At 41.5% G+C, this 12129-nt stretch carries 10 protein-coding genes; 5 read left to right on the top strand and 5 right to left on the bottom strand.

Annotation, left to right across the window (positions count from 1 at the left end; translation table 11 throughout):
• Nucleotides 1-2 precede the first annotated feature (2 nt).
• From D7Z94_RS22795 to D7Z94_RS22775, 5 genes are all read left to right on the top strand, one after another.
• Nucleotides 3-1637: a maltokinase N-terminal cap-like domain-containing protein gene (locus D7Z94_RS22795; protein ID WP_120713935.1), complete on the top strand. Its 1635-nt coding sequence runs from the start codon at nt 3-5 to the stop codon at nt 1635-1637.
• An 8-nt stretch (nt 1638-1645) separates the two neighbouring features.
• On the top strand, nt 1646-3541 hold the full coding sequence (glgB, locus tag D7Z94_RS22790) for a 1,4-alpha-glucan branching protein GlgB (protein ID WP_120713934.1): 1896 nt from the start codon (nt 1646-1648) through the stop codon (nt 3539-3541).
• 100 nt (nt 3542-3641) lie between these two features.
• Entirely contained in the window at nt 3642-6041 is a 2400-nt protein-coding gene (locus tag D7Z94_RS22785) for a glycoside hydrolase family 31 protein (RefSeq protein WP_120713933.1), read from the top strand.
• A 35-nt stretch (nt 6042-6076) separates the two neighbouring features.
• On the top strand, nt 6077-6886 hold the full coding sequence (locus D7Z94_RS22780) for a M48 family metallopeptidase (protein ID WP_120713932.1): 810 nt from the start codon (nt 6077-6079) through the stop codon (nt 6884-6886).
• Between the two features lie 75 nt (nt 6887-6961).
• Nucleotides 6962-8299, top strand: coding sequence for an MFS transporter (locus D7Z94_RS22775; RefSeq protein ID WP_120713931.1), 1338 nt, complete (start codon nt 6962-6964; stop codon nt 8297-8299).
• Between the two features lie 53 nt (nt 8300-8352).
• Here D7Z94_RS22775 and D7Z94_RS22770 read toward each other — a convergent pair whose 3' ends face one another.
• Genes D7Z94_RS22770 through D7Z94_RS22750 form a run of 5 tightly spaced genes read right to left on the bottom strand, consistent with a single transcriptional unit; the run spans nt 8353 to nt 12021 of the window.
• The gene (locus tag D7Z94_RS22770) at nt 8353-9078 is read right to left on the bottom strand and encodes a head GIN domain-containing protein (RefSeq protein WP_120713930.1); all 726 of its coding nucleotides are present in this window, start codon (nt 9076-9078) and stop codon (nt 8353-8355) included.
• 31 nt (nt 9079-9109) lie between these two features.
• A complete protein-coding gene (locus tag D7Z94_RS22765; RefSeq protein ID WP_120713929.1) occupies nt 9110-9814 on the bottom strand; it encodes a head GIN domain-containing protein in 705 nt (234 codons plus the stop codon).
• A 17-nt stretch (nt 9815-9831) separates the two neighbouring features.
• The gene (locus tag D7Z94_RS22760; RefSeq protein WP_120713928.1) at nt 9832-10926 is read right to left on the bottom strand and encodes a DUF4097 family beta strand repeat-containing protein; all 1095 of its coding nucleotides are present in this window, start codon (nt 10924-10926) and stop codon (nt 9832-9834) included.
• Nucleotides 10907-11467 (bottom strand): hypothetical protein, encoded by a 561-nt coding sequence (locus D7Z94_RS22755; RefSeq protein WP_120714068.1) that lies wholly within the window; start codon nt 11465-11467, stop codon nt 10907-10909. The genes D7Z94_RS22760 and D7Z94_RS22755 overlap by 20 nt, the downstream gene beginning before the upstream one ends.
• Entirely contained in the window at nt 11467-12021 is a 555-nt protein-coding gene (locus tag D7Z94_RS22750; protein WP_120713927.1) for an RNA polymerase sigma factor, read from the bottom strand. The genes D7Z94_RS22755 and D7Z94_RS22750 overlap by 1 nt, the downstream gene beginning before the upstream one ends.
• Nucleotides 12022-12129: the final 108 nt, after the last annotated feature.

Raw genomic sequence — 12129 nt, 5'->3', positions numbered from 1 at the left:
AGATGACCAAAAAGAAAAAGGAATCCTTGGCACGACCACCTTATCATTTCGATACCATATGGGAAGAATTGATGGGGAACGATAAGTTTGTCAAAGTATTTCTTTCCGATGTGCTGGAGAATTATGTGGTACAGCAAAGGTGGTATGGCGGTAAGGCCAGTAAGCTGAAATATTTGGAGCTTCAGGAGTATTTTAGGATTCAACAAAATGAGGAAGTCTACTATGGCCTTTTATTGCAGGTTAATTTTGAAGAGGCCTTCTACCAACATTACTTCTTGCCCATTGCCTTTGTATCCGATGAAAGTTTTGCCGAGAAAGACCGCATATTACCCATAAAAATAAAGGACCAGGAAGGTTATATTATAGACGCGCTCAATCTTGAGGCCTTTCGAAAATTGGTCTTTGAGCGTATCATGACGGCCGTACCCAATGATACTACCAAAGTGAGGTATCATAAAAGTGCCAGTTTTTCAGAAACGGAGTACGTATCCTCCAGATTTATGGGCTTGGAGCAGAGTAACACTTCGGTCATAATCAATGATAGGTTGGTCATTAAGTTTTTCCGCAGAATTTATTCCGATAAAAATCCCGACTATGAAATGACCCGATTTCTCTCCGAGGAGAAAGAGTACAGGAACATACCGGCATATAAAGGAAGTATCAACGTCATCGATTCCGATAATGTGAATATCACAATTGCCCTAATGCAGGAATTGGTGCCCAACCAAGGGGATGCATGGGAGTATATGTTGGGGGAGCTACATAAAATATTCTGCAATCTGGAATACAAGCGTATCCAAGTCAAGAACTTGCCTGAAACCTCGATGTTTAAAAATTTAGGCATTAACGATGTACCTCCACAGATTATTGATTGGGCCGGGCTTAATATTTTTTTGAAAATCCAAAAACTTGCGCAAAGAACTGCGGAGATGCACATTGCCTTGGGATCCGAATTTGGCGATACAGCCTTTCACCCCACACATTTTAACGGGGACTATGAAGTATGGTTAAAGAATAGGCTGTTGTATCAATTTCAGAATCGTTTGAATATCGTTGAGAACAATATGCACCGCTTGGAGGGACTTTCCTTGGAATTGGCCCAGGAGTTTTTAGAACGGAAGAACGAGATACGAAAACGATTCGTAAATTTTGATTGGACCAAATTGAAAGGGGAGCGCATACGAATACATGGGGATTATCATTTGGGCCAGGTATTGGTTCAGGAAGACGACTTCTACTTGCTGGACTTTGAAGGCGAGCCGGAGAGCACTATTCGGGACCGTAAAGTGAAACAACCTCCCCTAAAGGACGTTGCCGGTATTTTTCGCTCTTTCCACTATGCAATTTATGCTACCATCTTTGGAAAAGGGGAAGAGTATCCGTATTCACGGGAAGACCTATATAAGGCAGGCGAAATATTATATCGCTATTTCATCGGGGTGTTCTTGGGAAGCTATGTAGGGTTGATACAGGAACACAACCTTAACATAGGATATGTCCAAGAACGTATATTTCTTCTGAAATACTGTATGTTGGAAAAGGCAGTCTACGAATTAGGTTACGAAATGAATTCCAGGCCACAGTGGGCAGTAATACCCTTGGAAGGTATTATGGGAATTATTAACGATACTAACTAAACAATACTATGGAAAACGTAATAGCGTACAGTCTATTTACCGATTTTGATATTGACCTTTTTAAATCTGGAAAGCACTATCAGCTTTATAAGAAACTGGGATCACATCCCTTGGAACTGAATGGCCAAAAGGGCACCTATTTTGCCGTATGGGCACCAACTGCCAAATCCGTATCGGTAGTGGGCGATTTCAATTATTGGATCGAGGGCGACCACAAACTCTTTGTACGATGGGACGAAAGTGGTATTTGGGAGGGATTCATCCCAGGTATAGATCAAGGCTCTTTATATAAATACAAAATACACTCCCATAATAACGATATCAAGACGGAAAAAGCAGATCCTTTTGCGCGTTATTGTCAACATCCGCCCAATACGGCGTCTGTAGTTTGGAATGATAATTACAAATGGAAGGACAAAAAGTGGATGGGTTATCGCGGCGATAAAAATGGTCTGGATAGGCCCTACTCCGTATATGAGGTGCATCTAGGTTCTTGGAAACGCAAAAATGGAAACGAATATCTGTCCTATGTCGATTTATCCGAAGATCTGGTAAAATATGTAAAGGATATGGGCTTTACGCACGTGGAGTTTATGCCTATTATGGAGTATCCATACGATCCCTCATGGGGCTACCAATTAACGGGGTATTTTGCACCGACCTCAAGATTTGGAAAACCGGAGGATTTTAAATTATTAGTAGATAAGCTTCACCAAAATGATATTGGGGTCATCTTGGATTGGGTTCCTTCCCACTTTCCCGAGGATGCCCATGGACTTGGCTTTTTTGATGGATCTCACCTTTATGAAAACCCGGATCGTCGTAGGGGTTACCATCCCGATTGGAAAAGTTTGATTTTCAACTATGGTAGGAACGAAGTCAGGGCCTTCCTCATTAGTAATGCCATGTTCTGGCTGGAACAATATCATGTGGATGGTCTAAGGGTAGATGCCGTGGCCTCCATGCTCTATTTGGACTACTCGCGGGAAGAAGGAGAATGGGAGCCCAATATATATGGCAACAACGAAAATCTGGAAGCCATATCCTTTATTCGGGAACTCAACGAAACGGTTTATGGGAATTATCCGGATGTACAGACCATTGCAGAGGAATCCACAGCATTTTCCGGAGTTTCCAGACCTGTAAATTTAGGGGGGCTAGGTTTTGGGATGAAATGGATGATGGGATGGATGCACGATACCTTGGAGTATTTCAAAAAAGAACCTGTCTACAGGAAACATCATCAAAATGATATCACTTTCAGTATGACCTATGCCTTTACCGAAAACTTCATGTTGCCCTTTTCGCATGATGAGGTGGTCTATGGCAAGCAGTCCCTTATTTACCGCATGCCCGGGGATGAATGGCAGCAATTTGCCAATCTGCGATTGCTTTTTGGTTATATGTTTACCCACCCCGGGGGCAATCTAATTTTTATGGGAGGGGAATTTGGCCAGACTTCGGAATGGAACTTTCAACAAAGCTTGGACTGGCATTTAAATCAATACGATTTGCATTCCGGAATCCAGGAATTGATTAAGGATTTAAATGCACTGTACAAATCGGAACCCGCGTTGTACGAAAAACAATTTAGCCATGAAGGTTTTCAATGGATAGATTATGGGGACTCGGAAAACTCGGTCCTTACGTATATCCGCCGGGGCCATGATGATAAGAATGATATTATCGTTGCCTGCAATTTTACACCCGTACCCCGGGAAAAATACCGTATCGGTGTTCCAAAATCCAAGGCCTTGAAAGAAATTTTTAATAGCGATGCCACAAAATATGGTGGCAGTGGCACACAAAATACTTCTGTGAAAATCACAAATAAAGAATGGCATGGATATAAAAAATCCATAGAAATTACCATTCCTCCTTTAGGTATCGTCATTTTAAAGTAACGAAAAGTAGCTATATCGTTATAGTTAACAATTGGTCGTAATATGTTTTCGTTATTATGGGTTAAGTCCTTAATTTGTGGCGTTTTAAATTTAACCCGCTATGATTACCAATACCGAACTTGAATATAAGGGCAATTTATACCCGAATCAGATAGTAGACTACAAAAGGGATTCGGATAAACTTTACTTTACCACAGAAAATGGCGTTATACTGGAAGTTACGGTCCTTCAAGATAGTGTCTTAAGGTTTCGATATGCAACGGAATATGTATTTGAACCCGATTTTTCATATGCCATAAGTGAAACGGCGAGTAAGGGATATAACCGCTTGGAGGTTACTGAGAATAAGACCGAGTATCTTTTAGAGACTTCCGTTCTTCAACTATTGATCGATAAAAAAACCCTGCGCACGCAGATATCCGACTTGGAAGGGAATATCATAAATGAGGACGAACTCGGTTTTCACTGGGAGGAAAATTATGAATATGGTGGCAATACCGTAAAAATGAGTAAAATAACCCAGACCGCTGAAAGTTTTTATGGTATGGGGGATAAGGCTACACACTCCAACTTAAAGGGCAAGCGTGTAAACAACTGGTGTACCGATCAGTATGCATATGGAAAAGATCAAGAACCACTTTATAAGGCAATACCATTTTATACCGGTCTTCACAAAGGTAAAAGTTATGGCATTTTCTTCGACAATACCTTTAGGACCTATTTTGATTTTGCCCATGAGCGCAGAAACATCACCAGTTTTTGGGCAGATGGCGGGGAAATGAACTACTACTTTTTTTATGGGCCACAAATGTCCGAGGTAGTACGTTCCTATACAAATTTGACAGGCACTCCGGAAATGCCCCCACAATGGGCCTTGGGATACCATCAATCCAAGTGGAGCTATTTTCCTGAAAGCAGGGTAAAGGAAATAGCCGATAACTTTAGAAAACTCAAGATTCCTTGTGATGCCATTTACCTTGATATTGATTATATGGATGGCTTTCGCTGTTTTACATGGGATAAAACGCGATTTCCCGATCCGAAACGTATGATAGGGGAATTGAATGAAGACGGTTTTAAAACTGTGGTAATGATCGATCCCGGTATCAAGGTGGACAAAGATTATTGGGTCTACCAGGAAGCCATGGAAAAGGATTATTTCTGTAAACGTGGCGATGGACCCTATATGCAGGGGAAAGTGTGGCCTGGTGCCTGTAAGTTCCCTGACTATACCAACCCGGAAGTGCGTGCATGGTGGGCGGAACTGTACAAGGAGTTTATGGCAGAGATCGGGGTACATGCCGTTTGGAACGATATGAACGAACCGGCCGTAATGGAAGTGCCCACCAAAACTGCCCCGCTGGATACCAGACACAATTATGATGGCCACCCTTGTACCCATAGAAAGGCGCACAACATCTATGGTATGCAAATGGTAAGAGCCACCTATGAAGGCGTAAAGAAGTATGTATTTCCTAAAAGGCCATTTGTCATTACCAGAGCGGCCTTTGCGGGGACCCAGAGGTATTCCTCAACTTGGACCGGGGACAATGTGGCCACCTGGGAACATTTGTGGATAGCCAACGTACAGGCACAGCGCATGTGCCTTAGCGGCTATTCCTTTGTGGGATCCGATATTGGGGGATTTGCCGAACAACCCAATGGTGAACTGTTCGCCAGATGGATTCAATTAGGTGTTTTTCATCCTTTTTGCAGGGTACACTCCAGTGGGGATCATGGCGATCAGGAACCTTGGTCCTTTGACAATGAGGTAACGGATATTGTCCGCAAGTTTATTGAATTGCGATATCAATTATTACCCTATTTGTATACCATGTTCTATAGGTATACGGAATATGGTACACCAATGTTGCAGTCCCTATTCTATTATGACCAAGAGGATACTCAGACCCACTTCCGAACGGATGAGTTTATTTTTGGAAAGCAGATTTTGGTCTGCCCGGTTCAGGAACCCAACGCAAAGGGTAGACGAATGTACGTTCCTAGAGGAAAATGGTACAATTATTGGACCGAGGAAACCATAGAAGGCGGTAAGGAAAGATGGGTAACAGCGGATATCGATAAGATTCCCCTATTCATCAAGGAAGGAGCTATAATACCTAAATATCCCGTGCAGCAATATGTGGGAGAACTTGAAATAAAGGAATTGATCCTGGATGTTTATTTTAAGATCGGCGCCGAGAATTCAATGGTTTATGAGGATGCCCAGGACGGATACGATTATAAAAAAGGGCAGTTTAGTCTACGCAAGTTTAAATTGGTAGGCAAGGAAAATGAACTAATAATTCAACAATTCAAAGATGGGTCGTATACAACTTCCTATAAGAGCTTTAAATTTAAATTACATGGATTGCCCTTTACCATAGCCACCATAGAAGTGGATAATGAGGAGGTTCCATTAAAGCAGATAAAATTGAATGGTAATAATAGCATTGAAATCGACAAGAATTTTACCGAATTACACATAACAGGAAAATAATTTTCGTATTTTTCTTATGCTAAACACTATTAAAAATGAAAAAATTAGTATTGACTTTGGTTGTTTTTATGGGCGTTGTGGCCTGTAAAACCAATCCATTTACCGGAAAAAGTACTTTAAATTTTTATCCCAACAGCCAAATATTCCCTACGGCTTTTGCACAGTACGACCAATTTTTGAACGAAAACAAGGTGGTCGAAAATACTTCGGAGGCGAAAATGATAGAGAAGGTAGGCCAAAGAATAGCTTCAGCCGCTGAAAGATGGCTATCTGCAAATGGCCAACCGGGATACCTTAAGGACTATAAATGGGAATACAACCTTGTACAGGACGAAACCGTTAACGCCTGGTGCATGCCGGGAGGGAAAATCGTTTTTTATACAGGAATTATGCCTATTTGCCAGGGAGAAACCGGCGTTGCGGTGGTCATGGGCCATGAAGTGGCACATGCCCTTGCCGATCATGGGGCACAACGGATGAGTGCCGGTACATTACAGCAATTAGGGGCTGTGGCAGGAAATGTGGCAATTAAGGACCCCCAGAAGCGTAATATGTTCAATCAGGCTTATGGCGTTGGATCTTCGGTAGGTTTGATGTTGCCCTTCAGTAGAAGCCATGAAACGGAGGCGGATTTGATCGGTCTTCAAATGATGGCAATTGCAGGATACAACCCGGATGAGGCCGCCGACCTTTGGAGGAGAATGAAAGCGAAAAGTGGAGGACAGGCCCCTCCAGAATTTCTTAGCACCCATCCTTCCAATGATACCCGAATCGCTAATCTTGAAAATTGGGCTCCGATGGCAAAACAGGAGGCAGGTAAATTTGGTGTAACATCATTTGAATAAGTATCCCAAAGAAGCAATATAAAATTGTATATTGAAAGCTGTCCGCCAATTGGCGGACAGCTTTCATCTTTTCATATGGGCAGAACAATAGCGATAAAAGGAAATCGAAAGTTATTAAATGCTTGGGCTTTCTATGATTGGGCCAATTCAGTATATAGTTTAGTTATTGCTTCGGCCATTTTCCCCATCTTTTACGGAGCATTGTTTCGAGTGGCCGAAGTTGAAAAGGTCTCTGTGTTTGGTGGAGAAATAGCTAGGGCCCCATTGATCAGTTATGTTACTTCTGCTGCTTTCTTGTTCATAGCCATAATAACACCCCTATTGTCAGGTATTGCCGATTATTTGGGTAACAAGAAGGTATTCATGAAGTTCTTCTGTTATCTGGGTGGACTTTCCTGCATAGGTCTATATTGGTTTTCCCTGGAAAATATCTATTTGGGTCTAAGTTGTTATTTTTTCGGCCTTGTTGGCTTTTGGGTGAGCTTTGCCATCAACAACTCGTACTTACCGGATATCGCATTTCCAGAGCAACAAGATCGCATTAGTGCAAAGGGTTTTTCCATGGGATATATAGGAAGCGTAATCCTTTTGCTGTTTAATCTGGCCATGGTAATGAAACCTGACCTTTTTGGTATTGAGGATAGTGTTGGGGAGGCTGCCGAATTGAAGGCCATGAAATACTCATTTGTCTCCGTCGGTATCTGGTGGATTGGTTTTGCACAGTACACTTTTTTCCACTTGCCCGAAGGGTATAAAAAGGAAGGCAAAAGAACGAATGTGATACTTAATGGTTTTCGGGAGTTAAAAAGTGTGTGGCATCAACTGGGAAATGAGACCAAACTAAAGCGTTATTTAGGCGCATTTTTTGTCTACAGTATGGCGGTCCAGACCGTTATGCTCATTGCTACCTATTTTGGCGAAGAAGAGATTAATTGGGGTTCGGATGGTGAACGTACCACAGGCTTGATTACCAGTATTTTGGTCATACAAATTGTAGCCGTTTTAGGTGCCACTTTGACCGCTAGGGCATCCAAGGCTTTTGGCAACATTCCTACACTGATAGTAATCAACCTTTTATGGGTGTCCATTTGTATCTACGCTTACTTTTTGATTACTCCTATGGACTTCTATATTGCAGCAGGATGCGTGGGCTTGGTCATGGGGGGTATACAGGCCCTGTCCCGTTCAACCTATTCCAAATTTATTCCCGAAACAACCGATACCACTTCCTTCTTCAGCTTTTATGATGTGGCGGAGAAAATTGGCATTGTAATAGGCACTTTTTTATATGGCTTTATAGCCCAGTCTACGGGCAGTATGCGGAATTCCACAATCTTTCTGGGGCTGTTTTTTTTGATTGGTATGTTTTTGCTTACCCGGGTGAATAAAACTAAAAAAGCCCCCATTGGATAATGGAAGCCTTTATTTAAACACTATTCGTTTTTTGATTTGCTTTTTAATTCAGATTATCCCCTAGAAATATCCCCGGAACCGGATGTCTTGGTATCCACCTTATCGGGATTTCCCCGGTATTCTATATCCCCAGATCCGGAAACCCGTGCTTTTAGTCTTTGATTGGCGGTAACCTGTATGTTTGCGGATCCGGATACCGTTGCCTCTACGTTCTCTGCCTCTAGCGAATAAGCCTCAACATCTCCAGAGCCTGAAATGCTCACTTCAAAATCATCTGTTTTTCCCTTAAGCCTTATATCTCCTGAACCGGACATGGACGCATTGACGGAGTTGGCTTCTACCGCTAAAGTGATGTCGCCCGATCCGGACATCGCCGTTTCAAAAGAGCTGGCCTTAATGGTCGTTTTACCAACGATATCACCTGATCCGGACAACGCAATGGAATTCACACTTTCTACGGGAACGGTTATAATAATACCTTCGTTCCATTTGGAAGGCTTTAGATTTACTCCTTTTTCAGTCTTAATGACCAGTTTCCCATTTTTGACTTCGGTTTTAATGTATTCCAAAAGGTTATCTTCTCCCCTTAAGGTTAGTTCCCCCTCATTTCCTTCCACGAGATTCACATCAAACCATCCTGATACTGAAATTGCGTCATAGTCTCCGGTAGATCGTTCTATGGTAACGGTATTGCCATTTCCTTTTATTCTCCTGCCCCATTGCGCGGTACAAGAGGCCGTAAATGCTAATACCAGACCTAATGTGATTATTTTTTTCATAATGTGTTGTTTTTTGATTTTTATTTATGTGCTAACTACTTCTTTTTCTTTTGGTAACGGAACCTGACCCCGAGACCTTACTATCAATTTTATCAGGGGAACCGATATAGTTGACATCCCCAGAACCTGAGATTCTTGCCCGGATTTCCTTGTTGGCTTTGACGTTGACATTAGCGGAGCCACTTATGGTTGCATCTACAATATCTGTCTCCATATCATAAGCCTTTATTTTTCCAGAACCTGATATCTCCGTGTTATGGTTTTCAACTTGTCCGTGAAGTATAATATTCCCGGAACCTGATATTCTGGAATTCAAGGAGTTCGCATTTACGTTCAAATCAATTTCACCTGATCCAGAAAGATTAGTGGTAAAACGTTCAGCGATTAAGGTTGAATTCCCCGAAATTGAACCTGAACCCGAAAGCGATACGGCATGTATGCTTTCAACAGGTATGGTTATCGTTATTTTGGAGAAAGAGTAGAAGGGATTTAGATTGGATCTTTTGGCCCATTCGATTTTTAGGTCCCCGTTAACTACCTCGCTATCAATATGCTTCAATTGGCTGGCCCTTCCTGTAAGGGTGATTTGGCCCTCATTCCCTTCCACTAGTTCTACATCGAACCAACCTGATACCGATATTTCATCATATTCCTCTACCGTACGTTTTTCAAGGCTTTGTGCCTGTGCCGAAAAGGTAAGGATTGAGACTAAACCGAGTAATAAGACATTTTTCATAATAGTTGGTTTTTCGATTAATTTCTTGAAAAGGACACACCGCCGTAGTCACTGGAAATGGTGACCGTGTTTCCACTATTCTGTTGTCCGTGGAAACCCTTATAATACTTGGAATGGGATTTTTCCTTACTGATATTCACTTCAAAATCATCCATACCGTTTACCCCGGCATATTCCGTATCTATTTCAAATTCGAAATGATATTGTGGAGAATATCCGATTTTGATGCCAGTATAATCTGTTCTGATTTGAAGGTTCCCGGCATCATCGGCCATATCTTCTATTTTTATTGACCCGTAATCGGCAGTGATATCCACATCACCATGTATGGTGCCCAACTTTACATTGATGTAGTCCCCACTTCCTTGAACATCGCTTGCTTCACCGATATCTATTTTTCCATAATCACAGGTATATCGTAAGTTTTCCATTTCTTCCACGGTCGAATCCGTATAATCTGCATTGATCATAAGGTCTCCAGCCTTTTCAATGGTAAAACCGGAATAGTCTGCCCGTATATCACCACTGTTAATGTAACCGATGTTCGACCTGGAAGTGTAATCAAAATTAAGCTGGTTGTTTCTCCCCCGTAATTCCCCGATTTCCAACCGGCCGTAGTCACAATTTATTTTGGCATGCCCATCCACGCGATCCAAAATGATGTTTCCATAGTCATTGTCCAAATGTACGCTGTTCTTTACAGGCAGCTTAATACTATAATTAATCTGCATATTTACATTGTTGTTTCTCCCCCAATTCCAGCCCCAACTTCCTTTATTGTCGTTGAAAATAGTTTTAGCCGAAACCATACTACTGCTTGAATCAAAGTCTACAGTGATGTTGTCCAACTTGCGCTGTACTTTGTCCTCGTTATTACCATTGGTCATAATATGTACTTCTATAAGCACACGATTCTCGTTCCAAGAGGTGATATTTAGGTTTCCATAGCTATTGTTTACTTTTAGAAGGGCATCAGAGTTTACGCTGAATTCCTTTTTTATGGTCTTTTCCTTGGTGTATCTGCCCTTTAACTTTCCCTCATTGGCCCATATAGTCAATGGAAGCATACAAAAAAGTGCCACTGCCGCGTATTTATATAGTAATGTTTTCATCATTGTAATCTTTTAATGTTTGTATAGTTTCAATTTGGTTCAGGACATCTTGCAAAAGATCTATCCTTGTTTGGAAATTGGTGATCATGGCACTGAGTATAAGCTTACTGTTACCTCCATTTAAAAGGTCCTGTTCCAATTGTAGGTAATTTGTCTCCAACTTTTTTAGCTGGGTCATGGTATCGGCAATAATCTTTTCGGTTTCCGGAGAGCTCTTACTTTCCAGTTCCCTTACTTGTTGCTCAATAAGATTGGCAAAGTAAAACTCAGTTTTGGACACCTCAGGGGAGATTTCCGCTACTTTTTCCTCCGTAGTCGCTCCGCTGTTGTAAAGGCCAAGGCCTATTGTGCAAAGCACAAGAATAGAGGCCGCTATGGACAAGGGTTTCCACCAGTTTCTTCTTTTGGGGCGTATTTGCACCACTCCTTGAGCAGCGTTCATTTTTTCCAAAAAACGCGATTCATGGCCTGGAGCTGGTTCTTCTATATCAAAAGAACCTTGTAGTCGCTCGAACAGTTTTTCCAAATTTTCGTTTTCCATCATCCTGCAATTAATAGTTTTTGTCGTAGGCTTTCCTTGGCTCTTGAAATCGTTGTCCTACAATTAGCGTAACTTATATTCATAATACCACTTATTTCTTCGTAGTCGTAACCTTCTATTAAATGTAGGGTCAAAGAAATTCTGTAATTGTCTTTCAACCGTTTCATGGCTTCCATCACCTTTTGAGCCTTCAGTTCGGTAAACGCATGATCCGAAGCAACTCCATCATTATCTTCAACCCTGTACATTACATCTTCCAAAGCAACTTCATTTTTTTTCTGCTGCTTTTTATAGTGATAGATACTGTTGTTTATTACAATTCGTTTTAGCCAAGCTCCAAATGTGACCTCCCCTTTGAACGTATGCAGTTTTGTAAACGCGTTTAAAAATGATTCCTGCATGATGTCCTCGGCTTCGGCACTGTCCTTTACAATCCTCAGGGAGATGTTGTACATCGCCTTGTAATAACGATTGTAAATTTCTAGTTGTGCACTTTGGTTTCCTTTAAGGCATAATTGCAATAAAGCATCAATATGTTCACTCTTGTGGCTCAAAAGATGGACGGTTTATATAAAAGATGATTCTATTTTTGGATTGTTACAGTAAAATATAAAAAAGTAGGTTTATCTATTATGGATATGGCATAACAATTGTTCAGTAAA

It is taken from the genome of Ulvibacterium marinum, from assembly GCF_003626755.1.
GTDB lineage: Bacteria > Bacteroidota > Bacteroidia > Flavobacteriales > Flavobacteriaceae > Ulvibacterium > Ulvibacterium marinum.
Note: the sequence above shows the minus strand (reverse complement) of the source record. Positions and strands in the feature narration are given on the sequence as shown.